We start from the raw sequence: 25,974 nt of genomic DNA, 5'->3' as shown, positions 1-25,974 counted from the left end.
GCCTCTAGATGGCGACTGCGAAGAAGACGAATGCGTTGAAGAGACTGATTCGGCGACCACGGAAAGAGCGCTTTTGAAAAAAGCTGCTCGCAAATCCAGCGGTTCTACGCTTGAAAAACTTGCGGACATGGGCATATCCCTCCATGAAGTGCAGTGGGAATCGATGACAATGACGGGTTATATTGAAGAACGGGCAAAATTGCGGAAACGTGAAATCGGAGAGTTGCCAGCTGCGGCATGGTCTCTGCTTGGTGGCGGGAAAAAGCATGGCGGTCAACTGAAATTTAAGGATGACTCGTTAGGGGTCCAACCGCTTGAAGGGGTTCGTGTTACGGGTGGATACTCTTATTATTGGCGAGAAGCGCACACCGATGCTGAAGGGAAATTCAAGATTCCAGAAAAATGGAATTTCGACATCGACTATGAAGCGAACTTTGATGCCGAGGATTTCTTGCTGGAAGATGGTCATTCGGGTTATGGGGAGGATCTTGAGATAGAGAAAAACGACATGAGTGGTGACTGGAAGGAAACATTTACAGGTAATAAGGCCAAGTGGTGCGTTGTATGGACCGCGGCATATCAGTACTGGTACGGAGAAAGATACGGTTTGAAAAAGCCTAGAACAAATACAGCAAGCAACATGAGCATGGACATTATTGTTTATTATGAAAATAAAGAGGATTATATGGAGGATGTCAAATGCACGGGCGAAACAATTGGATGTACACAAACGAATCCATCTTTTTTTCACGATGATAAAATTTCCGTTTTGGCGTATGGATTTGATTCCAAAATAATCTATAGAACAACAATTCACGAATCATCGCATATATCTCAATATACGAATCAGAAGAAGGGTACATATTCTGATTTAAAAACCATTTATCTGGAAACTTATGCAAGGGGTATAGAGATGTTCTTCGCCAAGGAACGATATGGGAATCCAGGCGTTTACTTTTCTACTAAAGACAAAAAGAATATACCTAGTTATTTTCATGACTATACAGGATTAGTCGCTGATTTGATTGATGATACAAAGTCTACGGCAGATTTAAAACGAGGTATAGACAATGTATCGGGATTCAATATCAAGGATGTTGAAACGGCCTTCTTTAACTCAAATTCAATGAGTTCTCTAAAAAAATATCTTAAAGAAAAGTTTCCTTCTGGGAAGGGCGGGAGAAAATATACTGACAGCGACATGGATGAACTATTTGAATATTGGGAAAAATTATAGGTCTGCTATGAAAAAAATAATACTTCTATTTTCTTTCTTAATGATGGCGTGTTCTTCCGAATGCATTGATTGCGGAGGACAAGTTGTCCATCAGTTAAATGGCATAACAAACATTTCCGGCTTCGATGTGAAAGTTGTTTTTTTTGCAGAAGATACGATAACGGCGAATATTAACGCAAATGAAGATTATTTGTATGTAGAAGAAAATCGAGAAAAGAATATTCCTTCCTATGAATGTGGCCTTTTTGTTGATGGCTGTGATTCTTCACCGATAAACGTAACATTGATTTTTTTGACAGAACCGCAGAAATGCATCGATTTCAAAGGGAATGTAGAGGATAAAACCAAAGATTTGCGAACAATAGAAGCATATAAAGAAACTGGAGAGGGGCTTACAATTGGGGCTCTTGTGAAGTTTTATCAGTTTTATATCACCCCTGAAATGTACGAGCAGGCTGAACCCTGCGAATAGGTTTCAAAAAAGAATTATATTGTTGTGCTTTAAAACGGCTTTTTGCCTTTGCGCAGGGCTGTTTTTCTATCTTTATGCCCGATGTCCCGCAATTTCTACAAACCTGGCAAGCCGCGCAGGCCGGGCCACAAGCGCCCTGCGTCTGCTCGCCCCGCACATTCTGCGCCCGCCCGCGAGGTGTTCGAAGTCCGCATCGAAAAGATGGTGCAGGGCGGCGAGGGTATGGCGCGCCTGCCTGATGGCCGCGTGTGCTTTGTCGCGGGCGCGTTGCCGGGCGAACTCTGCAAGGTGGCGGTGACGTTCACTAAGAAGGATTTTTCCCGCGGGCATGTTGTGGAAGTGCTGGAAGGCGCAAATCCCGACCGCGTAGAGGCGCGCTGCCCGCTCTACGGCAAGTGCGGCGGGTGCAGCTTGCAGCACCTGGATAGCGAGAAACAGGCGGAATACCTGGCGCAAGTCGAACGCGAGAACTTCCGGCGCATCGCCCGCATAGAGTTGCCCGAAAGTTTCACTGTGCATACGGGCCCCGCGTGGGGTTACCGCAACCGCGCCCGTGTCGTTGTGGTTTGCGACCAGGCCGGCGACAAGCCGATTGTACGTTTCGGGTTCCGCAAGCAGGAAAGCAACAGTGTGGCGCTGTTCAAGAACTGCCCCGTATTGACGCCCGCTCTCAACGATTTTTTGCAGGGCCGCGCCCGCGAGATTTTTGCGGGCAAGTTCCGCCCCGGCCGCGAGATGGAAGTGAACCTCTTCGATAACGGCGCGGGTGAAATCTCGTACTATTACGAGGGAATGCCTGCTCACGAGTTCAGCGAGAATGCGGTGAGCGTCGCCGAAATCTGCGGGAAGAAAATCGAGGCCGATGCGGGCGTGTTCTTCCAGAGCAATCTCGCGCTGTTGCCCGCGCTGGTGAAGTCCGTGCGCGATGCCGTGGACGAGGGCCTTGCAAGCGGCGAGGCGAGCGACGAATGGCTTATCGACCTCTTTAGCGGGGTAGGGTTCTTCGCCGCGATGCTCCTGGACAAGTTCAAGCGCGTGACGACCGTGGAGCGCGAAGAAAAATGCTTGCAGCATGCGAAAGTTAATTTATCTGTGACAAGCGGTGCTGAAAGTGTAGTAGAAAACGTTTCTGCCCCGGCCGAGGAATGGCTCGCGCAGAACGTGGTGGATATCCCCGCGACGCTCATCGTGGACCCGCCCCGCACGGGCCTCCCGAAGGAGGCTCTCGATGCCATCGCCGCATCTTCCGTGAACCGCCTGATTTACGTGTCCTGCCACCCGGTGACGCTTGCCCGCGATACCGCCCTCCTTGCCGAAAAGGGCTTCAAAATCCGGCGCGCCGAGGCCTTTGCCTTCTATCCGCAGACGCCTCACCTCGAAATGATGCTCGTTCTTGCCCGCTGATTTGCTTTCCAGGGCTTTTTTTGCTACCTTGTTAGGTAGACATTTGTCTCAATGGGAGGCTTAAGAATGAGAAAACTGATTTTGCTTGCTGTGGTTGCCTTTGGCGCGCTCCTTGCCGCCTGTTCCACTGAAGAAGCGAAGATTGTTTGCGGTCGTGAGTGGAACCCGGCGAACCAGGTGGTTGTTGATACGACCAGCGAGTTCGAACTTATCAATCCGATGATTGTCCAGTTCCGCTACGGCACCGGCTTCGATTTCCCTGCCTTGAAGATAACCTTCTACGAAGGTACAGAAAAGAGCAAAGGAAAGGAAATCTGGCACTACGAGACCAAGGTGAACGAGAAAGTGAGCGTCTACACGCTGCAGGGACATTCCAAGCGCGGTGGACTGATGACGGCTGCAGAACTCACGCGTCATAAGGCTCCGGGGTCGATTCTTATCGAAGCTACTGCTGGCGATAGGCTCCTCGCGTTTAAGGAAGTGACGCTCGTAAAGAACAAAGTGAAATAATTTGGATGTTTTGATGCTTAGAGAAAAACATTTCGCCTCTATTGGGGTGCTTGCCGCTTTTTGTGCCTTGCCGTTTGCCCTTGCCGGGTGCGGCGAATCTGAGGTTACGCTCAACTACAAGCTTGCACAGCCTGTAGATGTGGAGGTCTATACCGAAAGCTACTTCGCGACGATTGACCTGAAGGGCGAAGAGCAGATGGGCACGATTACCGCCGCCTATGTGGACCTGAACTACTCTACTGCGGGCGATACCACGAAGGTGCAGCGCCTGTACCGCTTGAACAATTCCCGCGGCTACCTCAAGAACTTCATGCCCTCCGAACTTGCATGGCGCGTGAAGGAGGTGAACCTTGCTGCCGTGGACCGCGAAGTGACGAGCATTACGGGCCTCGATGACGGTTACGACACGCTTCTCGCGCACATCCCGATGCCCGAACGCTGGCGCAAGCAGCTCTTGAACCCGGATTACAAGCCTCACCTGCGCCGCCTCGAAAAGCATCGCTGGGAAATGGACCACCTGCTTACGGGTTCAGTGCCCGTGAAGGCGAACATCACGCAGATGCTCAAGGACCAGGGACGCCTGAATTTTGCGCTCATCAAGATTGATTCCGTGGTGACGAAGGGCTTCGAGAACCGCGACCACCGCCATTGCCTGGATTACAAGGTTTACCTGCATGAGACGGAAAGCTTCCCGTACTACATCTGGGAGCAGCACGTGAACAGCAATATCGTGCCCGAGAAATTCAAGGCGTACACTGCCGGCCACAAGGCGGAATATGACACCGAGTTCGAAATCATGATCGACCCCGAGACGGGCATCCCGTGCCAGGAACGCGAAGTGAAGGTGGGGACGCACTACATGGTGCACCCGGTCACGAAGGATACGGTCACCTTCAAGAGCAACATCACGCACGAACGCCTCTTCAACATCAAGCGCGCGGAAAAGGAATAGCCCATGCGCGCTTGCCTCCGTATAATCATAGCCCTGTCCGCCGTATCCCTTGCGGCAGTCCTTTCGGGATGCACGACGCACCCGTCGCCGCAGCAGACAATGGTCGACGACCGTTACATGATGTACAAGGAGACCTATAAGGCCTACAAGGAAGCGGAAGAGCGTTACCTGAACATCCTCTTCAACATCGAGCGAATGCCCGAGGAGGAGGAACTGTGGATCATGAAGCGAGACCAGATGCAGGAACTCTTGCAGCTCCGCGAACTCATGCTGCAGGCTCGCGGTGAATTCGACGACTCCATGAAGGAGTGGGAGACGCACTTGATGGAGCTGCAGGCCGAGGTGAAGGCTTCGCAGGTAAAACAGTACAACCCGAATTTCAGGGGCCGCGATGCCCAGCGCACGAGCCCCGGACAGTTGCTTCCAGGCGAAGTCCCGAACAGACGATAGTGTCCGGGCGATAATCATCCCATGAACCTTTCGAAATCATATCAGGAGCTTTCTCGTGCGAGCATCGGACGGATCCTTGTGATGGACGGGGATTACGTGGCGTCGTTCGGGACGCAATCGCTTACGGAACAGGATTTCCGCGGCAACGAGTTTGCTGATCATCCCGTGTCGCTTGAAGGCAATTTCGAGGTCCTGTGTCTTACGGCTCCGGCCCGTGTGAAAGAAATGCACCGGGCCTATCTTGAGTCGGGAGTGGACCTTGTCCGCACGGTTACGCGAAACGCGAATGCCCATGGCCAGACGGAATATCGCTTGGACAAGATGGCCTATGACATCGCGAAGGCGGGCGCGGAACTCGCGCGTCAGGCGGTGGAAGAATACAACGACGATATTCTCAACTCTCGCGCAGGGAAGCTGGGCCAGGTTCCCGAACGCAAGTTCGTTGTGGGCTGCATGGGTGCGTCGGCACGGCGGGCTCCTTTCCGGGATCTGGTGGATTGCTACGGCGAACAAGCCAGGGGACTTCTGGATGGTGGTGCGGATGTCCTGATGCTTGAAAATATATCGAATTCGCTCGATGCGAAGGCCGCCCTGTATGCGGTCCTTAAGATTTGCAACGAACGCGGTATGCTCTATCCGATTATTGTTTCGGCATTGGTGTCTGATTCCGGTGCGCACCTAGCATCGGGGCTGGGCGTAGGGGCGTTGCGGCATAGCGTCAGTAGTTTCCCGATATTTGGCCTTGGGGTGGAGTGTGCTTCCGAGGTTTCCGATATATTGCCCAGCCTCCGGGATTTCTCGCTCGCGTCGGTGCGTGTAAGTGCCTTCGTTGATTTTGAGAGACTGTGCGCCGGGGTCGCGGCAAACGCTTTGGAAAGGGCTCTTGCCGAAGAAATGTGGAAGTTGGCCGATTCCCGTGTCGTCAACATTGTCGGTGGCGGTCGTGGATCTTCTCCGGCCATGGTGAAAACGGTCGTAAAGGCGCTCCGGGGATGCCGGCCCCGCAAGATTCCTGCTCGCAGTTACAGCACGCTTCTGAGCGGTCTTGACGCCCTGGATGTCTCGAAGCAAAATGACGTGGTTGTCATCGGGAAACAGTCTTGCGATGCCAAGGTTATTGCGGTAGACGTCGATGTGGATGAGAAAGAGGCCAAGAAAATCATGGAATCGCAGCTGGACGGCTTGCTGCTGCAAGATGAATCCGCGCGGTTGCCGGTCATGGTCAGTTCGGAAAGGTGGGATGCCCTTGTCGCAGGTATGGAATGTGTGCTTGGAAAGGGGATTGCAAGATCGGTCAGCCTTCGAGAAGGGGAAGAAGTGTTCCTTTACAAGGCCGAGGAAATTCGCAAGCATGGCTTTGCCGCCGTGTTCCGTGCCGAGGATGAGGAAGGCGAGGCGACTACGTTCGAGCGTCAGTCTGCCATTATGGAACGGATGTATCGCCTGCTTATCGGTAAACTTGCTTTCCATGCCGAGGATGTCCTTTTCGAACCGAACGTCCCCGCTTCGGATATCGATTTGGCCTCGGGAATAGAGACCTTCTTTAGAATCTGCAAGTTCGTGAAGGTGAACTTGCCGTATGCGCATATCCTTTGCGACATAAGCAAGATTGGCCGCTTGTTTGAAGGCGACGATAGCTTGCGGGGCGTGTTCCACTCCGTGTTTTTGCACCATGCGCGCAAGGCGGGACTGGATTTCGTGTTGGTGGATTCCAAGCTGGAACCCGCATACGACGAAATACCTTATAGGCTTTGTTGCCTCGTCGAGAATCTGATGTTCAACCGCGAAAGCGATGCCATGGAAAAATTACGCGAGTTCGTGGTTGCTTCGAGAAAGTGACCCTGCTGCAGGCGACCAGCCTATTGCCAGGTGTTTATAAATCCCATTCCGATAGCAAACTTTATTTTTGTGGGCGATGCCGCGTCGGGCAATAGCGGAATGTCGATGGGTTTGACCTTCCTGCTTTCGCTTCTGCCATTTTCGTCGCCGATGCGGCTGAGGGCGCGGGCGAACGTGAGCGAGATGTCGAGCGGGACGCTGTAGAAAATCCTGTTGCTCAGGCGCAGCGAGAACCCTACGGAACGGTCCCAGAAATCGTGGTCGGTAAACTTGTCGGAGTCGAACCATTTGGAATTCCAGGCGGCGCCGATCTGCGCGAAAGCATCGATATAGAAATCTCGAGTCTCGAAAATCCAGAAACCCTTGCGCCAGTCGTCGTAGAACGGGAATAGGTAGTGGAGCTCGGCCATGGCGGTCTTGGTGCCTGCGCGCGTGTAGTTTTCGGAACTGCGCAGGTAGGGGTAGCCTTCGAGCAAGATGGGACTGTAGTAGTAGGAGTCGAGCGTGTCTACTTTTGCTCCGCTGGAATCCTTCGAGTCGGTGTCCCAGCTGAATATGCCGCCGACCTTTGCTCCCGCGGCGAGACGTGCCCCGGTGAGCGGGCTCTGGATGCTCCCGTAGAGGCTCAGGCCGAACTCGTGGATGTTGAAATTCCTGTACTTGGGCTTTGCCTGTCCGCTCTCGGTGACGTAGAAACTTTCGGCGAATGTTCCCGGACGGAACAGGTCGCTGTTGGAATACTGGTACGAGATGACGGCCCCGTCGCCCTGGCCACTGATGCCCGTGCCGTCCTCGCCTTCGCTGTCGGCGTAGAGTCCGAATAGAGCCATCGCGCTGAATCGTTTCTGGTATGTCCACGCGAAGTTGTCTTCGTAGAGGTTGAAATCGGCCCAGTCGTAACCTGCGGCAATTTGAAGCGTGTCGACACTCTTGAACGGGCTGTAACCCGCCATTGCGACAATCGACTGCATCGGGACGGCGTAGTTGCTGATGCCGAGGCTGTCCCCGTCGTGAGCGCGCACGTCTTCGTAGCGCACGGTGTCCCTGCTCGTGTAGTTCGCATAGGAATAGGATAATCCGAAGTCGATGGGCGTGCTCCTGTTTTCCCATGCGACGAAGAACTCCTTTTCCTGCTTGGGGTTGATTCCGCCCGAATTGATGTAGTCGATTCCGTTGCCGATTTCGAGCAGGAGGCCGACTTGCACCGTGTTCTTCTTGAGCGGGTCCGCGATGATGGCGGCAAGCCCGATCTTTGCCTTGAGTTGTCCTTCTCCGAATACGGTGAGGTCGGGGGCGTTCTCGTTGAACGAGAGCATCGGGATGAACAGCGGGACTGTCGGAATGGGTTTGTAGTCGCGCTCGGTGCCGGCGAATTCGCGTTCCTCAAGTTCGATATGCTTCTCGATGCGTGGGAGGGGCGAACCCTTGAGCATGATTTCGCTCGGGGCGGGCCTCTGCGTGACGGTGTAGGTTGTGTCGTAGACTTTGATGACGCTATCGCCCTTTGTAGGCATCGGAATCTTTGTACAGGTTGTATCACCCTGAATCCGTGCATAAGCAACTGAATCTATTATGTAGCTAGTAGAGTCTGTACATCTCCATATTGAATCGGTAACGATGTCTTCAGGCATCGTGTGAACAGGAAGTCTTATGCAACTGCTGTCACTCTGGGATCTGAACGTGGCGATAGAGTCCCTTATGATTTTTTCAAGGGAATCGTTTACACACGCCCATCTAATGACGGTGTTTGCCGACATCCTCTCTTCGTCTTCCACGATGTTCATCGTCGTGTCGTTTACCATCGCGACAGGAGTATACTGGAGCTTGTAGAGCGAGAACCCGTCCTTGTCGTACTGCGTAAAGTAGAGCGTGTCGCCTGCGAGTACCGGCGTGAATGCGCCGCCGACTACGTTCGTGAGCGGGCGTTCGTACCCAGTGTCGATGTTCTTCTCGATGAGGTTGAATATCCCGTTCCTGTTGCTCGCGAAAACAATCTTGCTGTCGTCAATCCAGTTCACGTCGCGCTCGTCGTAGCCCTCGGTGCTCACGACCTTCATGTTCTTGCCGTCCGCGTCTATCACGGCGATTCCGCGATGCACGTCGTCAAAGAAACTGAAGGCGATTCGCTTGCCGTCGGGGCTGTACTTGGGGCTATAGATGTTGTAGTACCTGAACTTCGCGTCGGGCACATAGATGTCTATCGGGTCTTCTGCCGTGTATTCGCTGAAGTCTGCGGTGAAGGGAACCTTGCTCAGCACGAAGCGCGTGCTGTAGGGTTCGCGCCGTACGAAGGCTACCTCGTTCCCCTTGGGGCTGAATGCGGGGTAGACCGCGTCCACGAGGTGGGTGAGGGTGAGCTTGTTCTTGTTCGTGTCGCTCACCGCAATGTCGAAGTGGGCGTGTCCGTCCTTGTCGCGGTTCTGGAATGTCACGTATGCGAGAATCGGTCCCTTCTCCGGAGCGTCGTACACGTCGATGCCCTTGTCGAACCAGGGCTTCTTGGCGCGGAAGCCGCTCTTCGCGTAGTCATTGATGTCGATGGTCGAATCGCTTTCCTCTTCCTCGATGGAAATCTGCCCGATCTCGATACCGTCAATCTTTTCGTCGGCTTTTGCCGTAGTGTCCGCCGCGCTGCTGTCCGGTTCCAGCGGCATCTTGAAAACAGCGCCGTCGAACCACGGTCCGCCGAAATTGGAAACGCCGTAGAGGTGCTTGCCCGCGACTACGGGGAAGTCCTGCCAGAAGGCGTCTGCGGTAATCTTCGTGCCTTCGACGAGAGGCCCGAGGGAATCCTTCTGCGCCTTGTACGCCTCGGTGATTTCCTTTTTCCACGCTTCGTAGAGTTCCTTCTCGCTGATGCCGAGAACCTTCTTAAGCGCCCCGTCGAGCGTCACGCGGTAGGGTTTCGAAAGTTCCGTCCAGATTTTCGGGACGGCATCTTCGCCGTAGTGTTCCGCGATGTAGCGTACAAGCGAGAACCCTTGCGTGTAGGGCCCGAGTTCGGCAAAAAGCGAGTTGTCCGAAAAGTCGTGCATGTATTCGAGCGGGAGCAGGCTATCGTTGAGGGCCGCGACGCGCAACAGCATGTCGCGGTGGCTGTCCCAGGCGTCAAAGCCCATGCGGCTCGATTCGAACTGCGCCGTGCCCTCGGCAAACCAGAGCGGCTGCAGCGTGAAGGGGATGAACGTCGCGAAGTCGCTCGTGATGCGTTCGTTGTAGTAGTCGGTGTAGTTGAATTGCACGCCGTAGATGCTCGGCTTGACCTTGCTCCCGTTCTCGATGCTCACCAGGTGGCTGAATTCGTGCGTGATGACGTCGGCGAGCCAGCCGTGGCTGCTACGGACCTTGAAATCCCAGTTGGTGAGCCACAGGTTTACCGCGTTCTCGCTCGGGACGGCGCTGCCGTTGCTGTAGAGTGCGTTGTTGAGCACCGCGTTCACGCGGCCCGGCAAGTCCTTCTTGTAGCGGCCTACCACCGAATCGTAGACCGCTTCTGCGTATGCGGAAAGCGCGGAGGCGTGCTCTGTGTATTCCTGCGGGTAGATGAACTGGAAATGCTTCGTGCCGGCGGTCTTCCACTTGATGTCGCTCTGGTTGCCGTAGAAGCCGGCCGCAAAGGCAGAACCCGCAAGCAGCAATGTGCCTGCAAGTGTAGCCGCAGCCATAGCGCGGATTTTTTTCGCGTCGAAGAACATTGTTCTATAAATTTAGGAAATTCGCGCTTGAAAACCCAATTGGGGGTTGTTCCTTCTCGTTCCCTGACGAAAAAAAGGTCGCGCGGTTGCCCGCGCGACCTATGTGTTAGGAGGAGAACTTTGTATTTCGATTAGAGGCCGTAGGCTTCCTTCATGCCTTCGATGAGCTTGGTGCCCTTCGGGCTTGCGCCTTCGGATTCGAACAGGGCGAAGCCGCCGGTGTATCCCCAGTGAGTGAGCGGAATTTCAAGCGTGTCGCTGATATCCCTCATGGCGGCCATGTAGTTCAGGACGGACTGCTTGTCGCTTGCCGGCCTGTAGGCGCCGAATTCGTTGATGATGACCGGCACGTTGTTCTTCACGGCCCATTCCTTTGCGGGGAGGATGAGTTTGAGGATGGCTTCCTTGCTTGCGTTCTTGTAGTAGTTCTTCACGGCATCTGCGACCCACTTTACGGTCTTGGTCGAACCGGTGGAAATGACGCCGAAGTCAGCGCTGTATTCGGACCACTTTTCCTTATCGTAGGGGAACATCAGGTTCTTGATGGTCTTGGTCTCGGACCAGTCGGCACCCTGGTGTGTGAACACGAACGGTTCGTAGGTGTGTATTGCGTAGACAACGTTGTCGTCATTGAGCTTTTCGCCTGCGGCGAGGTGCTTGATGGCGTACCATTCGGCGTCACCGAAGATGATGGTGTGCTTCGTGTCGACCGTGCGGATGGAGTCGATGTCTTCCTGAGCGGCGACGCGCCAAGTTGCAGAAGAAACCTTGCCGTTGCTCATGTCGGGTTCGTTCAGGAGCTCGAAGAAGATATCTTCACGGTCGTTGCTTGCGAAGTGGGCTGCCACGTGCTTCCACACGTTTGCCATCATTTTGGTGTAGTTGGGATTCGCGGCGCTTGTGGCGTTGTAGCTGTTGTCATATTCGTGGTAGTCAATAACGAAGGACATGCCGTGCTTGCCGGTCCATTCGACGAAGGAGTCGAGGACGGCGAAGAGGTTTTCGTCGTCGAACTTGAGTTCGGTCTTGCCGGTGGTGTCGGCCACGAATTCGTCGCGGTTGGTGGCGTACTTGTCGAGGTCGATGGGCAGACGCAGCGACTTGATTCCGTTGTCGGCCATGAGCTTGATATCGGATTCGTCGAACTTGAATTCGCCCTTGAAGTAGGTCTTGTCTTCTTCAAGCCAGTTGGTGATGTTGAGACCCTTGTTGAGGTACTTCATGACCTTGGCCTGGAGCGGGTTCGAAATCTTGATGTCGCCGATGGTCACTTCCGGAATTTCGGGGTCCATGATGGTCATGTCGGGCTTGTCTTTTTCGACTTCGCTCGTGTCCTGCAGGTAGACGTTGTCGATGAGCACGGAGTCAATCTTGCCGTTGCCCTTGGCCTGGAAACTGATCTTTTCAATGTTTGCCGCATTGAATTCGACCTTTTCGCCCCAGCCGCCCTGTGCGAGATCCTTGAAGCGGATGACAGCCTTGGTCCAGACTCGGGATGCCTTGACCTTTGCGAGGTGGACGTCGTAGTCCGTCACGTCGGAAGTTTCCACGTGGATTTCGTGGGCGCCGCCCTTGTACCAGTAGGTGATTCCGCCGAAGCGGCTGTAGTCAATTTCGGGATCGAGTTCGACGCCCCAGCCTACGTACGGGTCCCACAGGTATTCGCCCTTGTCGAGGGAGTAGTACACAGCCCAGACATAGTTTGTTCCGTTGTCGGACTTTCTGGCAACCGGGTAGCCTTCTTCGCCAATGGGAGTCTTGATTTCGGATGCACCGTCACCGTCGGCACCGCCGTTGTTGTCGTTGTAGGTGTACCAGTAGAATTCACCCTGCAGCGAGCCGTTGTTGCCGTCTTCAAAGTCGTCAATGGTGAGGCCCTTGCCGGTGTCCTTCGGAATTTCGATGGAGGCGACGATGTCAGCGGCCTCTTCGGGCATCACGACCTTGCTCACATTCTCAGTGCCTTGCGGAATGCTGTCTGCCGGGATCGAGTCTGTCGGGATGGAGTCTGTCGGGATAGAATCCGTGGGAACATCCAGGGAATCGGTCGGCACGCCGTTTTCGGGGTCCTTGTTGGAAGGATTGCTGGAGGAGTCGTCGCCGCAGGCGCTCATGAAGAAGAGTGCGGCCGCGGAAAGGGTAAGACCAGTTTTGAGTTTGAAATTCATCGTTTCCTCGTTTTGGGTTTTGTGCAATCTAAAACTACATCGGTATGGAGCGAAAAAAAAGGATTTCGGTATAGTTTGCGTTTACGAGGGTAAACTATGCACGGTCCTGATTTCTCTTTTCTACGCTAATATATATAACGATATGGGTCTAAACGAGTCTAGTAAGAGCCAAACATCGCTAACTGTATCAAGTGTTTGATTCGCTATTTTTATATATTTCATGCCGTGGGCTTCTTTTCCATCGCTTATCATGAATCCGTAAGGCATTCCCTGCGCCATGTGGGGGATCCCGTTACGCTTCATTGGGACAGGAGGACGCCTCCTGACAAGAGCTATCCGGGAGCGAAGCGTTTCCCGGTAGAAGGGCAGGGGAAGGTGGTCGACGGTGACCTGCTTTCGCTTGTGAATGTGTCGTCTTCGATGCTCAACCGCCTCCTTTCCCAGCTGAAGAACGATGTCAGCGCGGATGGGCTTCATTCTGTTGGAATCTATGTGCTGTTGCGCGGTGAACGTTTTCCGGACGGGCTCTATTATTATGACTACGCAGAAGGCGAACTGGTGCTGCTCCCCGCCGAGAATGCGAAAGCGCGCAGGGCGAACATCGACAAGCTTTGCGCGGCGTTCCCGCCGAACGAGGTAATGCAGGCTGCGGGCATATCGCTTTTCTTTACCGGTATCTTGGACCGTGCGGTTTGGCGGTACAAGGAAGGTGCCTACAGGGAACTGGAAATCGATACGGGTTCCATCGCTGGACTTGTCTCCATCCTTGCGCGTTCGCTGGGGGGAATCGCGATACCGTTCGGTGCGTTTGTCGATGACGATGTTGCCGTGGCTCTTGGCCTCGGGGCTTCCGAGGTACCGCTCGCAGCTTTGTGCCTGATGCCGAAATCGCTCAAGAAATACGAGGCTGTTTCGGATTTCGCCTATTCCAATAGGGGTGAAATCCAGGGCGATTCCGACCTGGGAGAAGGCCGCTACGCATCGAGGTTCTTGAGGCAGAACCGTGGCGAGTGCATCACGGACTTGTCTCGGTGCATGAAGATATGCCGCGTGGTGAACCAGCCTGCGGAAGGGACGGAATTCCCGCTTACGCCGCTCAAGTTTCCGAACGAGTATTTTTTCCGCGAGTATGAATTCCTGGGCCCGGGTAAGGTAAGCTACAGGAATTTTAAGCCCTGGAAGGCGTCGCTCGATGACTTTTCGACGATCCTGCGCTGGATGGAAATCTGCAACCTGAACACGTTCGGCGCGGGCCTCCTTAAAATCTGGGTCGTGTGCTTTGACGTGATGCTGGTGTTTCCCGGCCTGTACCGCTATGTTCCGCTGAAAAAGACTCTGTATCTGCAGACGAACTCGGTGAATCGGGGCAAGTTCTGCAATGCGCATCTTTCGCCGGAGGCCGTGGAGAATGCGTCCTTTGCCGTGTTCTTTACGGCGGATGTCGAGGAAGCGTGCAACATGCTCGGGGAACGCGCCTACCGCTACCTGAACATGAACGCGGGGTTCATCGCCGAGATGCTTCGGGAATCGGCCCGCGGACTAGGAAAGTTTGCCCGTCGCGAACCCTTCTTTTGCGAAGACGAAGTCCGGAAACTCTGCAAGTTCCCTGAAAGGGAGACGCTTCTTTCCGAAGTTCTCGTTGGCCGCTAGATAATTCCCTATAGAGACGAAGCGTTTAGGACAAGCACGCTAAAATCAGTGGTGCGACGACTGCGGTGAATAGCCCTGCAATCCCGATGGCAAGGCTGCTCATGGCGCCCTGAACTTCGCCCATCTCCATGGCTCGGGTGGTACCGAGGGCGTGGCTTGCCGTGCCGATGGCGATTCCTTGGGCCACCTTGTGCTTGATGCGGCAGAACCTGCATACGGCGGGGGCCGCGACCGCTCCCGTGATTCCCGTGATGGTGATGGCGATGATGGTTACGGCGGGAATGCCGCCAATCTGCTCCGATACGACAGAACCCATGGGAATCGTGATGGACTTGGGTAAAAGCGATAGCATGAGTATCTCGCTAAGGCCTATTAGCTTGCTTACCACGATGACGCAGGTAAGCGATGTGAGGCTCCCCGCACAAATGCCCGCGAGTATGGGCTTCCAGAATTGCCTGAGCTTGGAAATCTGCCTGTAGAGCGGCACGGCGAGCACGACTGTCGCGGGCGAGAGCATCATCGAAATATAGTCGCCGCCCACGTTGTAGCTTTCGAGTCTGATGCCTGTAATCAGCAGGAATCCGACGATGAGGACGTTTGCAATCAGGAGCGGGTTCAGGAAGGAATACTTGAACTTCTTGCTGATGAAAACTCCGATTTCGAAGGTGACGAGCGTGAGGAATATGCCGAACAGGGGAGAGTTGATGATGGCGTTCATTTTTCGCCCCCGATAGTGCCGTTGTGTTCTGCACGCTTGGAAAGGCGTTCTGCACGCAGGGCAAGGTTTTCCCGGTATTCCTGCCTGCGGATAAAAAACTGCGTGACCCGGCCGCCGGCAGCAATGGCCACGAGCGTGAAGGCGATGCAGAGGAACAGTAAAAGCGGCCACTTGGAAAGTACGTCGTTGCCGACGGCCATGATGGCGATGCTAGGCGGCAAGAAGAAGAGTGCCAGGTGGTTCAGGAAAAAGCTCGAGACGCCCGAAATCTGTTCCGGCTTGATGACTTTTGTACAAAGTAACATGAGCAGCAGGGCCATGCCGATAATGTTCCCCGGGAGGGGCACGCCCACAATGCGGTGGAGGAATTCCCCGGCAAGGCAGATGGCGAAAATGACGGCAAGTTGGAGCGGGATTCTCATTGCGGGCGTAAATTTAGAAAAAGTGCGCTTTAAAAAAAAGAGTGCTCACGAATAACCCAAAGTGGCTTTTTTTGCTGAAATTTGACGTTTTTGTATCGTAAAAAGTTTAAAATTATCATACATTCCTAAAATTTGCAAAAAAATGCTTGATTTGTATCAAAAATTGTTGCGGAGAAGGGGGCGCGAAAGTATCTTTGCTGGTATGCGTTCAGTAGTAGAATTTCAAGATTATCGAGAGTTTATGCGGCACTGGTTTGCCGAGAACAAGTTGCGTCATGGCCTTACCTGGCGCGATTTTTCACATCGTGCGGGGTACGTGTCGCCGGTGTTCCTCAAGTTGGTAAGCGAGGGAAAAAGTTCCTTGCGGAAGGGCGGTGTCGAACGGGTTGCACAGGCTATGGATCTGGAAGGTTTCGAAAAGGCCTACTTCATTAACTTGGTGACGTTCACGCAATCGAAAATAGGCCCCCAGCGTAAAAAAGCATTTGACGAAATGCAGGCGCTGGCCCAAGCCCATAAGGTGAATGTTCTTGGGCGAAAGTCCATGGGTTATTATGAATCCTGGAAGAATCCGGTGCTCCGCGAGTTGGTGCCCCACATGCCGAAAATGTTTCCCAAGAAGGTGGCGGATTGCTGCTTGCCCAAGATGACGGCCGCCGAGGTCAAGGAGTCCGTGCGCTATCTGGTCGATCTGGGGCTCTTGAAGAAAAACAAGGATGGCTCCTACAGACAGTCGGACAAGTCCGTTTCTACGGGTGAGATGAGCTTTGTCCCGCTTGCAATCCAGCAGATGCACCTGCAGATGGGAAATTTCGCACTGGATGCCATCAAGAACTTGCCCCTTTCGGAAAGGAACGTTTCTGGAATCACCATGGGGCTTACCCAGAAGGCATACACGAAAATCGTGGCGGAACTGGCAGAGTTCCGAAAGAAAATTGTTGCCATCGCTAGCGAGGACGATGGCATGGATAGAGTCTACCGACTGAACTTGCAACTTTTCCCCCTGACAAAAAACATCCAGGAGATCCAAAATGCGTAAATTAGATGAAAAAATTATAGCTATCCTTTTTTCTGCACTTTTCATTCTTTTGAGTGTTGGTTGTGGCGATGATGGCAGCAACAAGGGGGCTGGCGGAACGAGCGAAGAGACGCAGATTATCGCAATAGAGGACAAGACTGTGGCCGGTGTCTCGCAGAAGGGACCGTTCCTCAAGGGTTCGAGCATTACCGTGCAGGAACTGGAAGGAGCCGCCTTGCTGGAATCGGGAAAACTCCGCCAGACTGGCAAGAGCTTCAAGGGCAAGATTTCGAACGACAAGGGCGAATTTTCCGTGAATGACATCTCGCTCATTTCGCAGTTTGCCCTGCTCGAAACAGAAGGCTTCTACCGTAACGAAGTGACAGGAGACGTGTCCAAGAGCCAGATAACCTTGAACGCGCTGGTGGATCTTTCTGAACGGGAAAAGGCGAACATCAACTTGCTGACACATCTCGAATACGAACGCGTTATCGGGCTGGTCGCCGATGGAACGGAAATATCCGAGGCGAAGAAAAAGGCTGAATCAGAAGTATTCGAAGCCTTTGGTATCGAGGTGAAGAATGCTTCTGCCGAAGACTTGGATATCTTTGCTACCGGCGACGACAATGCGGCGCTCCTTGCCATAAGTATCCTTATGCAGGGGAATCTTACTGAGGGCAAACTTTCTGACCGCTTGGCCGGTTTTGCCAGCGATATCGAAAAAGATGGTTCCTGGGACGACGAGAATGAAAAGACGGACATCGCGGATTGGGCGAGCACAGCCGACCTTGCTAAAATTCGTGCCAACATCAGGTCCTGGGAACTGGGCGAAGATGTTCCCGCCTTCGAAAAGTTCTTCAAGCGATTCTGGTGGAACAACTTTAAGCTTGGCGAATGCGACGGCGAAACCGCAGGGATGACCCGGAAAAACAAGAACGAGCTGAGTGCGACCTACGGCGAGAATTATTATTGCTCCAAGAACGAATGGAGCCTGGCTTCCGAATCGGACGACAAGGATTCCCTCGATTTCGATTACGGTACGTTGACAGATAAGCGTGACGGCAGAACCTATAAGACGATTGTAATTGGCGAACAGGAATGGATGGCCGAAAACCTGAACTATGCCTACAAGGCGGGTGGTTCGATTTATGGGAATGCCTGTTACGGCGGAGATTCCGATAATTGCATCAAGTATGGCAGGCTCTATACCTGGGGCGCCGTGATGGATTCGGTCAAGACGGGCTGCGGTATAGATATGGCTTTTGGACAGACGCCGACGGAAGATTGCGACGCATTGGGAAAAAAGGTCAAGGCCGGCGAAAATGTCCAGGGCATTTGCCCCGATGGATGGCATTTGCCGAATCACGAAGAAGTGCTGACCCTGTTTAACCATGTGGATTCCATTACAGGGTATGATCCGATGGCGCACCAGATGGCTGATGATTTTGAAGAGTTGATGAATTCCGATGAGACCGATTCCCTTAAGAAACTCTATATTGCGTCACTATTGGATTCGTTGAATCTAGAGGGCGATTCTCCGTTCAATGCATTGAGGGCGAAGGACAAATGGGATTGGCTTGAAAAGGGGACGGATCTTGTCGGATTCTCTCTGCTCCCTGCAGGCAAATGCAACTCCTCGAACTTGGTTTGCGACGGCAAGGGGAAAGGTGCGGGTCTTTGGATGGCTGGTTGGGACGAGGCCCCGACGGACCTGTATCCTAGCGACTATGCTGCTTGGATGAATGCCGCTCGGCTCAAGGTGCTTAGATTCTCGAACGATTCGCAATGGTCGTGGGTGCGTGACCCTCCCGAGTATTTGGAGTTCTCGGTGCGCTGCATCAAGGACTAGGCTGCCGTTTCAAAATATACCTGACCTATTCACGAATACTGGCCTGCATGCGAAACGCGTGTAGGCTTTTTTTCTACATTGTTTTTCATGAAAGTCGTATTTATGGGAACGCCGGAATTTGCGGCCTGTTTTTTGAAGCATCTCAAGGAATCTGATTTTGCGGACGTGGTGGCTGTTGTCACGCAGCCTGACCGCCCGGCAGGGCGCGGACGCGTGCTCACGCCCCCGCCAGTCAAGCAACTGGCGCTCGAATACGGGCTCCCCGTGCTGCAGCCGACCGACCTGAAGTCGCCCGAATTCGAGGCGGATTTGCGCAAGTTCGAAGCCGACCTGTTCGTGGTCGTTGCATACTCGATTCTCCCGAAGAACATCCTGGGTGTCGCGAAGTTCGGCGCCGTGAACGTTCACGGGAGCCTTTTGCCGAAGTACCGCGGGGCAGCCCCGGTGCAGCGCGCGATTGCCGATGGACTGCCAGAGACGGGCGTGACGGTTTTCCGCCTGGACGAGAAGATGGACCACGGCCCGATTCTTGCGCAGCGCACTGTGGCGATTGACCATCAGGATACGACGGCTTCGCTCTTGGAAAAGATGGTCGCTCCCGGTTGCGACGCGCTGGACGATGCGATTCACCAGTTGCTTGAAGGCCGCGAGAAGGACTTGACGCAGGATCACGCGCAGGCAAGTGGCGCGCCGAAGCTCAAGAAGGAAGAAGGCCTGATTGATTTTAACCTGCCCGCGAAGGTGATTCACAATAGAATTCGCGCATTCAACCCGTGGCCCGGCGGTTACGGGAAGCTGGGCGGCCGTATGGTTTACCTGCGCAAGACGGATACTCCGGAGGCGGGCCCGAAGCTTGCTCCGGGTGCAGTGGAATTCAAGGACAATCGCTTTTACGTGGGTACGGGCGAGGGTCTGCTCGAGGTCATCGAGATTCAGGCCGAAGGCAAGAAGCCGATGCCTGTCGCCGACTTTATGCGCGGAATCCAGAAGCGCGAAGGACTTTGCTTTTGCTAGACGATTCCCTGAAAGAGCGCATGGACGCATACCGCGTGCTTCTGCTGTGGCAGAAGGACGGTAGCTTTATTAAAGAAAGTGGGCTTTCTCCGTTTGCGATGGAACTTGCCCTGGGCGTGTGCCGCAGGCACCTGTACCTGCAATACTTTTTAAAGACTCTCGTAAAGAAAATGCCCTCGCTTGAAGTGGCGACCGTGCTTGAAATGGGAATCTTCCAGATGTTCTTTATGGAAATCCCGGACCACGCCGCCGTTTCGACGAGCGTGGAACTTGTGAAGGCGGCGAACCTTGGCGAAGGTTCCGCGCGGCTCGTGAACGCCGTGCTGCATTCCGCGCGAAGGTCCGGGTTGCCCGCACTTCCGCAACAGCGTGTGCGTCGCGTCTCGATTGAAAGCTCCGTGCCTGAATGGCTGGTGCGTCGCTGGTTCGATATTTACGGCGGTGACCGTGCAGAATCGCTTGCGAAGGCGACGCTCGAGCGCCCGGTGGAATGGATTCGCGTGAACCTGCAGAAGACTTCCGCTCCGGTACTTGCCCAGAAACTCGGGCTTACGGGTGCTTCGATTCTCTACGACCGCTACATCCAGGTTCCCGAAGATGCGAAACTCAAGCCGATTCTGGAATCGGAATCTTTCGCGAAGGGCGAGTTCAGCATGCAGAATCCGTCCGCGTACGAAGTCGTGAAACTGCTCGACCTGAAGCCCGGCCAGAAGGTTTGGGATGCGTGTGCCGCTCCCGGCGGAAAGTCCGCGCTGATGGGCGAGATGGACAGTTCGCTCGATATTCTCGCAAGCGACGTTTCCGCATTCCGCGTAGAAAAGATGCACGACGTGGTGGACCGCCTGGGCCTCAAGAACGTGCGACTGGAATGCATCGACGCGCTTTCGCCGCAGCAGTCGAAGTTCGACCGCATCTTGCTCGATGTGCCGTGCAGCAACATGGGCGTTATGCCCCGCAGGCCCGAATCAAAGTACCGCATTACGCAAGATTCCATGAAGGAACTTGCCGAACTGCAGTACGGAATTCTTGAATCCGCATCGGCAAGCCTTGTGGAAGGCGGCATTCTCGTATATGCCACGTGTAGCCCCGATCCGCTGGAAACGACCCAGGTCGTAAACCGCTTCTTGAAGGCTCATCCCGAATTAGTCAAGCGTGGCGAGCATGTGCTCCCCGGCGCGCAGGATAATCGTTTTGACGGATTTTTTGCACAGGCTTTGGAACGGAAAAAAGTATGAAGCTGAAACTTATTTTATCGTCAATCGTTCTGTGCTGTGCTTCCACGCTCTTTGCGCAGAATCCGGCAGATTCCGCTTTCTCGAAAATCTATGTCTCCATCGAAGGCGGCGAGATGTACCCCTTCGGAGACTTGATCGATGCTGTCGAGAATTCGTTCTATGGGGGAGTCGGATTCCGCTATTCTTACTGGGACGATTTCGACGGCTTTGTCAACTTCAACTACGCCTACGTGAAGGTGCGCCCCGAGGGAATCCCGTATCCGGGAGTCCACCAGTTCGTAGGGAGGCTCGGTCTCGACTGGCACTGGAAATATGTCAAGCCGCTTGCGATTGGCGCTGGCTTTACTTGCAACTGGGCCCGTGCCGATTATGATGGCGAAGATGACTATTTGAAAGGCCGTGGCGGCATGCTTCTCGATAACGAGACGGAGTTCGGCTGGTTCGCGCGGATCAACATGCCGTTCCTGTACTACAGGTCGTTTACGATAGGGTTCAATGCGCTTTGGGAACAGATCTGGACGCTTCCCGAAAGGTCCAATACCTTGACCATCGGCGTTTATGTAGAAAGGAGGGTCTGGTAATGAAATCCTCGCTCTCGACAACGTTGTCTGTACTTACGCTTTCTGCAGTTTTGGCGGGTGCTGCGGTGGACCCCGAAATGGAGGGCTTGGAGGCGGTGAGCCGTGACGACGGCACCTTCCTCGTGGGTGGCCCGACTTATTTCTTTGACCGCATTCTCGGTGCAGGTGGAATCCATTCCGAAACCGAACTCTGGACCCCGCAGAAATTGCGCAACCGATTGCTGTTCAACCGCATGTCGCTGCTGCCTTCGTGGAATCCGATGGAACCCTCCGTGTGGGTCAAGACGGGTAACGAACTCGGCGACATGATTTACCAGGACGTGATTACCGAGACGGACAGGCCCACGAACCGCACGCCGATTCTCGAAGGAGGCTTCAGAAGCCCGAGTTTCAAGGGATTCTGGGCGACGGCGCGTGGTTTCCAGGACGACCATTATTCTGCCTGCACATACAGTTACCGCAAAAAGATGGTTTCCGATGAGTTTGCCATCTTTGGTGAAAATTACCCGATGTTCAGTTCCATATACGGCGGCGTGGGCTTTACGAACGATTTCGTCAATGCATCCGTCTTGGCGGGCGAGGAATATCTCTGGGAATACATGGAATCTTCCCGCTGGATTCCGGTGCACATGGCGCCCCGCGTGGAGGGCCGTGTGGATTTCTGGAACTTCGAACTGACCGCCGCTTACGAGCATGCGGAATACCAGGACGCTCGTGTCGACGAGTCCGGCGAACGCAACGAGGTGAACGGCTCTGTCCTCTACAAGTGCGGAAACGCCTGCCAGAAGGGTATGTTCCAGCTGTCTGCGGGAATCGCGTTCCGGTTCGTGAGTGACGACGGTGACGTTTATACCGGGCTGGATAACGACCGCGTGCTCTGGCCGTTCATGCAGTTGCGCGTGCAGCCGTTCCGCTGGCTCCGTGCCGATGCCATGTTCGGCATGAACGATTCCGACTGGCTCGTGCAGGATAGCGTCGAGATGGGTATGCCCGTTCCCGTGAAGGGTCTCGGCGTTACGATTGGCGTCAAGAACATTTCGGGTACGCGCCTGAACCCGCTTGCCGATGACAAGGAGTATTTCAACGTAAAAAGCGTGTCGGATACGATGGATCTTTCGCCTTCGGGCCAGATGAACCTGGTGCAGGGCTACGTGGCTTTTGCCGATACCATTGCTTCGGTATCTCTCGGGGGTCGCGCTACATTCTGGACGGAACACGGCGCCGAGACGTTCGACGTGGAAGATTTTGTGAAGGATGGCATTCTCGAGTTCCGCTATGGCGATGTGTCGCGCATCGATTCCTGGATCAAGGGCGTCACTGGAGAACTTTGGCTTGATACGTGGTATGAGGACTGGTTCAAGTTCCGTGCGCTGGCTGGTTTCGAACGCATCGACGGGCCTTCGGAACGCTTCGAGGTGACTCCGGCGGAATACTTTGTCGCCTTTACCGGGGACTGGCTCATCCGCAAGAGCTTCCGGGTGTCGCATTCGCTTCGCTACAGGAGCGATGCCCAGTGGAACCTGCGCAGCCCCGACCCGCTAGTCGTGAAGGGAGACTGGTATTGGGATGCAACGTTCGAACAGCAGTTTCCGAGGCATGGATTGTACCTGACGGGAACCCTGATACATGTCCTTGCGGACGAGGTAATCCAGGTGCCGAACGGTGATTACGATAGGCTTCGATTTGTTTGTACAGTAAGGAAAACGTTCTAATGTGTTTTCGGACATTAAAAAATCATTGTTCTAAAAAGACGGTTGCCGTGTCGCATCCCATGGTTCGCATGCTTGCTCATCTGATTGCATGCTTTGTGGTTGTATTCGCCCTCTGTTGGTTCGGCTAGCCGAAAGCCTTCCTGAGAGCCTTGAGGCTGAAACTGTTGGCGAGCGCTGCTTGCGCCGTGCTGGCCTCTATCCATTTGAATTCGAGTTTTGGATGTGCCCTGCGCTGTTTGGCGAGATGCCTTGTGGCGTTTGTTGCCGTTGTGCCTAGCCTGATCAGCAGCACGTCGCACTCGATTTTGTGGACTGTGATGCCGTGGCGGAATGAATCGCGGGTTTCGACGGAAGAGATTTCGTCTGCGGCGATGTAATCTTCGGCTTCGGCGGGAATGCCCGCTGTCGCGCCTCGGGGAGATTCGAAATGAGGCAGCGTGAACTGGTTCCTGAAAAATTTCTGCCCGCCGTGGACGGCGAGAATCTTGTGGTCTGCGCTTTCTATGACGAGGACGGTGCCGTGCCAGTCCATTTGCGTGCGCTTTTTGGAAGGCGGATATTCGGCGGTGCGGTTTTCGAGCGCAGCTCGGCAAATGCTTTGGAGGGGGCAAAGGCAGCACTCGGGATTCTTGACCCTGCATACGGTGCGCCCGAGTTCCATGAGCGCCTCGTTGTGCATGTAGGCCTTGGGCGAGTCCGCGATTTCGCGCGCGTAGTTCCAGTAGGTTTCGGAACAGCTTTCGCCTTGACTGTTGCGCGGTTTCTGGGTGGGTGTCTTGTCTGTCGGCAGGAAATCGAGCAGGAATAGCCTTGAAAATATCCGAACAAGGTTCCCGTCGAGAATCGCTTCGCGCTGGTGATAGGCGAGACTCAAGATTGCCCCTGCGGTGTAGGCGCCGATTCCCGGCAGCGCTTCGAGCTCCTTACGGGTGCGCGGCATTTCGCACTTTGCCGCCCCCCGTGTTGGCCGGTTTACGCCGCAAATGGCCTGCGCCGTCTTCAGGATGTTCCTCGCGCGGCTGTAGTAGCCGAGTCCCTGCCAGTAGCGGAAAACTTCGTCTTCGGAAGCTGCCGCGAGCGTCTCGATATCCGGGAAACGCGTCATCCATTTCACGAAATAATCGCGGACCGTCGATACCTGCGTCTGCTGGAGCATGGTTTCGCTGATCCAGACCGCGTAGGGGTCGCGCGGGGCGTCCAGGTCGGCGGGCCTCCACGGCAGCTCTGCCGCATTCTTCTTGAACCATTCACGAAGCCGCTTTAGCGAAACATTATCCATAGCGGCATAAATTTAAGAAAACGGGGGAAGACTTTTGCTCTATAAACCACAACGGCACCCCGCAAGGGGATGCCGTTGTTGGTGTATGGGATGTTTGGTTTACATGTAGTAATGTAGATTCTGAAACGGGACTCGGGTAGTAGTTTGGACGAAATTCCATTGTAAAGGTTTACAACACCTACAACGCGAAATTGCGAAAAAGCATGCAAAAAAGGGCATTTTTTGAGGGAAATGGGGCGCGAAGGGGGCTTTTTGAATTGTTTGTTGCAAAAGGTTTACAATACGGCGGGGAAATGCGGCGAAATTTCGCTCCTGTGGGGGCGCCTGCGATAAGAAATGTGGTGAGAAAGCAGTGAAAATAGGACTAAATGGCTCGTTTTGGGGCGTTTAGTCCTACCGCGCGCAGAATTGCCGGCTGTTTTGTGGCGCGAACTGCTTCCAGCATAGGACTAAACGGCTCGTTTTAAGGTGTTTAGTCCTACCGCGCACAGAATTGCCGGGGGCATGTGGGGCTCTTGCGACAAGAAATGCTGGCTGAACGCTTTGAAAATAGGACTAAATGGCTCGTTTTGCGGTGCTTAGTCCTACCGCGCGCAGGTTTGCCTGCTGTTTTGTGGCGCGAACTGCCTCCAGCATAGGACTAAACGGGTTGTTTTGCGGTGTTTAGTCCTATCGCACGCAGATTTGCAGGCTGTTTTGTGGCGCGAACTGCCTCCAGCATAGGACTAAACGGGGTGCTTTAAGGTGTTTAGTCCTACATTTTTAGGTTTTCAGCATTTTTACGTTTCATCTCGGCTCATAAAGAGCCCCTATAAGATAAAAGTTGTTCGAATCCCCGGACGATTTTGACAAGTAGAATTTTAATAAGGAAACATTTTTCATAACAAAGGAATTAATCATGAAGGTCATTTTATTCAACGGTAGCCGTCGCGAAAAGGGCTGCACCTACACGGCTCTGAACCTGGTGGCTGGCGAACTCAAGGCCGCTGGCATCGAGACGGAAATTTTCTTTGTGGGTGGTCGCGTGCTGAAGGGCGAAACCGATGCCGTGGTTCACGAAGCCAAGGAAATCCTTAAAACTGCCGACGCCGTCGTTTACGGCTCCCCGGTCTATTATGCATCCCCGAGTGGCGAGATGCTGATGTTCTTGGACAGGCTTTACGTTTCATCTCGGCTCATAAAGAGCCCCTATAAGATAAAAACGGCGTTGTCGGGTTGAAAAAGGTCTGCATACACGAAAGTTTATTGAAAAGCGTTGCATTTTCCGACCTTTTTGTATATATTAAATGAAGAAACCTCGACCTGAAGGAGGTGCAAGATGCTGGAATCATTCAAGCTCGCATTCAACGAAGCGTTCCCCCAGTGGCTCTACGACATCATCATGTCGGAAACGTTTGACAGCGTACTATGCCTGTCAGCGCTTATATACGTCTTCGGCGGAATTATCCTATTCGGCGAACTCTACGAGTACATCACTAAGAGGATGGCCGTCGTCGCGGTATCCGTCTGGGCTTTCGCCTTCCTTCTGTATGGTCTGAAGGGCTACTTCATAACAGACTCGCTGTGGATGATACCTGTAGGCGTTGTTGTGCCACTGTTTTTTATTCATTTTATTCTGGGCTGTTATGCATACACGTACTACGAGTATTACGTCGAAAAATAAAGCATAAGCTTTACACGAAAGCCTTCCCTTTACGGGAAGGCTTTTTTGTTTCATCTCGGCTCATAAAGAGCCCCTATAAGATTAAGCTGACCTGTAGAGAAGTTCC

The 25,974-nt window shown here is 53.8% G+C and carries 20 protein-coding genes and 1 pseudogene; 16 read left to right on the top strand and 5 right to left on the bottom strand.

The window, feature by feature from the left end:
- From B4A77_RS01815 to B4A77_RS01785, 7 genes are all read left to right on the top strand, one after another.
- Positions 1-1,237 (top strand): hypothetical protein (locus B4A77_RS01815; protein WP_290737778.1); only part of this gene is annotated, 1,237 nt, incomplete at its 5' end.
- 7 nt (positions 1,238-1,244) lie between these two features.
- Positions 1,245-1,709, top strand: coding sequence for a hypothetical protein (locus B4A77_RS01810; RefSeq protein WP_290730919.1), 465 nt, complete (start codon positions 1,245-1,247; stop codon positions 1,707-1,709).
- Between the two features lie 81 nt (positions 1,710-1,790).
- Complete coding sequence (locus B4A77_RS01805; RefSeq protein WP_290733491.1) at positions 1,791-3,113, top strand: class I SAM-dependent RNA methyltransferase; 1,323 nt, start codon at positions 1,791-1,793, stop codon at positions 3,111-3,113.
- Between the two features lie 66 nt (positions 3,114-3,179).
- Positions 3,180-3,623 carry a hypothetical protein gene (locus B4A77_RS01800; protein WP_173382295.1) on the top strand — a complete coding sequence of 148 codons (444 nt, stop codon included), beginning with the start codon at positions 3,180-3,182 and terminating at the stop codon, positions 3,621-3,623.
- 13 nt (positions 3,624-3,636) lie between these two features.
- Positions 3,637-4,575, top strand: coding sequence for a hypothetical protein (locus B4A77_RS01795; protein WP_290733493.1), 939 nt, complete (start codon positions 3,637-3,639; stop codon positions 4,573-4,575).
- Positions 4,576-4,578: 3 nt separating this feature from the next.
- Complete coding sequence (locus B4A77_RS01790) at positions 4,579-5,025, top strand: hypothetical protein (RefSeq protein WP_173382296.1); 447 nt, start codon at positions 4,579-4,581, stop codon at positions 5,023-5,025.
- A gap of 21 nt (positions 5,026-5,046) precedes the next feature.
- Positions 5,047-6,864, top strand: coding sequence for a homocysteine S-methyltransferase family protein (locus B4A77_RS01785; protein ID WP_290733495.1), 1,818 nt, complete (start codon positions 5,047-5,049; stop codon positions 6,862-6,864).
- Between the two features lie 20 nt (positions 6,865-6,884).
- Here the strand turns inward: B4A77_RS01785 and B4A77_RS01780 are convergent, their stop codons facing one another.
- Both B4A77_RS01780 and B4A77_RS01775 read right to left on the bottom strand, forming a co-directional pair.
- Positions 6,885-10,559 (bottom strand): hypothetical protein, encoded by a 3,675-nt coding sequence (locus B4A77_RS01780; RefSeq protein ID WP_290737775.1) that lies wholly within the window; start codon positions 10,557-10,559, stop codon positions 6,885-6,887.
- A gap of 131 nt (positions 10,560-10,690) precedes the next feature.
- Positions 10,691-12,727, bottom strand: a complete 2,037-nt coding sequence (locus B4A77_RS01775) for a cellulase family glycosylhydrolase (RefSeq protein WP_349678363.1) — start codon at positions 12,725-12,727, stop codon at positions 10,691-10,693.
- 225 nt (positions 12,728-12,952) lie between these two features.
- Here B4A77_RS01775 and B4A77_RS01770 point away from each other — a divergent pair, with 225 nt between their 5' ends.
- Complete coding sequence (locus B4A77_RS01770) at positions 12,953-14,377, top strand: nitroreductase family protein (protein WP_290737772.1); 1,425 nt, start codon at positions 12,953-12,955, stop codon at positions 14,375-14,377.
- Positions 14,378-14,402: 25 nt separating this feature from the next.
- Here the strand turns inward: B4A77_RS01770 and B4A77_RS01765 are convergent, their stop codons facing one another.
- Both B4A77_RS01765 and B4A77_RS01760 read right to left on the bottom strand, forming a co-directional pair.
- Positions 14,403-15,095, bottom strand: coding sequence for an LrgB family protein (locus tag B4A77_RS01765; RefSeq protein WP_290737770.1), 693 nt, complete (start codon positions 15,093-15,095; stop codon positions 14,403-14,405).
- Positions 15,092-15,517 (bottom strand): CidA/LrgA family protein, encoded by a 426-nt coding sequence (locus tag B4A77_RS01760; RefSeq protein ID WP_290737768.1) that lies wholly within the window; start codon positions 15,515-15,517, stop codon positions 15,092-15,094. The genes B4A77_RS01765 and B4A77_RS01760 overlap by 4 nt, the downstream gene beginning before the upstream one ends.
- Positions 15,518-15,719: 202 nt before the next feature.
- Between B4A77_RS01760 and B4A77_RS01755 the strand changes: the two genes are divergently transcribed.
- The 6 genes from B4A77_RS01755 (at position 15,720) to B4A77_RS01730 (ending at position 22,926) form a co-directional block, all read left to right on the top strand.
- Entirely contained in the window at positions 15,720-16,556 is an 837-nt protein-coding gene (locus tag B4A77_RS01755; protein WP_290730902.1) for a TIGR02147 family protein, read from the top strand.
- Entirely contained in the window at positions 16,549-18,384 is a 1,836-nt protein-coding gene (locus tag B4A77_RS01750; protein ID WP_290730900.1) for an FISUMP domain-containing protein, read from the top strand. The genes B4A77_RS01755 and B4A77_RS01750 overlap by 8 nt, the downstream gene beginning before the upstream one ends.
- Positions 18,385-18,471: 87 nt before the next feature.
- The gene (gene fmt, locus B4A77_RS01745; protein ID WP_290730898.1) at positions 18,472-19,398 is read left to right on the top strand and encodes a methionyl-tRNA formyltransferase; all 927 of its coding nucleotides are present in this window, start codon (positions 18,472-18,474) and stop codon (positions 19,396-19,398) included.
- Positions 19,386-20,633 carry a transcription antitermination factor NusB gene (locus B4A77_RS01740; protein WP_290737764.1) on the top strand — a complete coding sequence of 416 codons (1,248 nt, stop codon included), beginning with the start codon at positions 19,386-19,388 and terminating at the stop codon, positions 20,631-20,633. Before fmt ends, B4A77_RS01740 begins: the two co-directional genes overlap by 13 nt.
- Positions 20,630-21,214, top strand: a complete 585-nt coding sequence (locus tag B4A77_RS01735) for a hypothetical protein (RefSeq protein ID WP_290722671.1) — start codon at positions 20,630-20,632, stop codon at positions 21,212-21,214. Before B4A77_RS01740 ends, B4A77_RS01735 begins: the two co-directional genes overlap by 4 nt.
- Positions 21,214-22,926, top strand: a complete 1,713-nt coding sequence (locus B4A77_RS01730; RefSeq protein ID WP_290737761.1) for a hypothetical protein — start codon at positions 21,214-21,216, stop codon at positions 22,924-22,926. Before B4A77_RS01735 ends, B4A77_RS01730 begins: the two co-directional genes overlap by 1 nt.
- A gap of 124 nt (positions 22,927-23,050) precedes the next feature.
- Here B4A77_RS01730 and B4A77_RS01725 read toward each other — a convergent pair whose 3' ends face one another.
- Entirely contained in the window at positions 23,051-24,205 is a 1,155-nt protein-coding gene (locus B4A77_RS01725) for an A/G-specific adenine glycosylase (RefSeq protein ID WP_290730893.1), read from the bottom strand.
- An 898-nt stretch (positions 24,206-25,103) separates the two neighbouring features.
- Here B4A77_RS01725 and B4A77_RS01720 point away from each other — a divergent pair.
- Positions 25,104-25,367, top strand: a pseudogene (locus B4A77_RS01720) (flavodoxin family protein); the annotation flags it as partial.
- A gap of 156 nt (positions 25,368-25,523) precedes the next feature.
- A complete protein-coding gene (locus tag B4A77_RS01715; protein ID WP_290737755.1) occupies positions 25,524-25,868 on the top strand; it encodes a hypothetical protein in 345 nt (114 codons plus the stop codon).
- The last annotated feature ends 106 nt before the right edge of the window (positions 25,869-25,974 follow it).

Source organism: Fibrobacter sp. UBA3718, assembly GCF_002371935.1.
GTDB lineage: Bacteria > Fibrobacterota > Fibrobacteria > Fibrobacterales > Fibrobacteraceae > Fibrobacter.
The sequence above is the reverse complement of the archived record's forward strand: the minus strand, read 5'-3'. Positions and strand labels throughout refer to the sequence as shown.

What these genes read in the sequence shown, in the direction of transcription:
- B4A77_RS01755 (WP_290730902.1), top strand. Translation starts at nt 15,720, where the DNA reads ATGCGTTCAGTAGTAGAATTTCAAGATTATCGAGAGTTTATGCGGCAC.
- B4A77_RS01795 (WP_290733493.1), top strand. Translation starts at nt 3,637, where the DNA reads ATGCTTAGAGAAAAACATTTCGCCTCTATTGGGGTGCTTGCCGCTTTT.
- B4A77_RS01760 (WP_290737768.1), bottom strand. Translation starts at nt 15,517, where the DNA reads ATGAGAATCCCGCTCCAACTTGCCGTCATTTTCGCCATCTGCCTTGCC.
- fmt (WP_290730898.1), top strand. Translation starts at nt 18,472, where the DNA reads ATGAAAGTCGTATTTATGGGAACGCCGGAATTTGCGGCCTGTTTTTTG.
- B4A77_RS01730 (WP_290737761.1), top strand. Translation starts at nt 21,214, where the DNA reads ATGAAATCCTCGCTCTCGACAACGTTGTCTGTACTTACGCTTTCTGCA.
- B4A77_RS01785 (WP_290733495.1), top strand. Translation starts at nt 5,047, where the DNA reads ATGAACCTTTCGAAATCATATCAGGAGCTTTCTCGTGCGAGCATCGGA.
- B4A77_RS01715 (WP_290737755.1), top strand. Translation starts at nt 25,524, where the DNA reads ATGCTGGAATCATTCAAGCTCGCATTCAACGAAGCGTTCCCCCAGTGG.
- B4A77_RS01765 (WP_290737770.1), bottom strand. Translation starts at nt 15,095, where the DNA reads ATGAACGCCATCATCAACTCTCCCCTGTTCGGCATATTCCTCACGCTC.
- B4A77_RS01800 (WP_173382295.1), top strand. Translation starts at nt 3,180, where the DNA reads ATGAGAAAACTGATTTTGCTTGCTGTGGTTGCCTTTGGCGCGCTCCTT.
- B4A77_RS01810 (WP_290730919.1), top strand. Translation starts at nt 1,245, where the DNA reads ATGAAAAAAATAATACTTCTATTTTCTTTCTTAATGATGGCGTGTTCT.
- B4A77_RS01790 (WP_173382296.1), top strand. Translation starts at nt 4,579, where the DNA reads ATGCGCGCTTGCCTCCGTATAATCATAGCCCTGTCCGCCGTATCCCTT.
- B4A77_RS01725 (WP_290730893.1), bottom strand. Translation starts at nt 24,205, where the DNA reads ATGGATAATGTTTCGCTAAAGCGGCTTCGTGAATGGTTCAAGAAGAAT.
- B4A77_RS01775 (WP_349678363.1), bottom strand. Translation starts at nt 12,727, where the DNA reads ATGAATTTCAAACTCAAAACTGGTCTTACCCTTTCCGCGGCCGCACTC.
- B4A77_RS01750 (WP_290730900.1), top strand. Translation starts at nt 16,549, where the DNA reads ATGCGTAAATTAGATGAAAAAATTATAGCTATCCTTTTTTCTGCACTT.
- B4A77_RS01805 (WP_290733491.1), top strand. Translation starts at nt 1,791, where the DNA reads ATGTCCCGCAATTTCTACAAACCTGGCAAGCCGCGCAGGCCGGGCCAC.
- B4A77_RS01735 (WP_290722671.1), top strand. Translation starts at nt 20,630, where the DNA reads ATGAAGCTGAAACTTATTTTATCGTCAATCGTTCTGTGCTGTGCTTCC.
- B4A77_RS01780 (WP_290737775.1), bottom strand. Translation starts at nt 10,559, where the DNA reads ATGTTCTTCGACGCGAAAAAAATCCGCGCTATGGCTGCGGCTACACTT.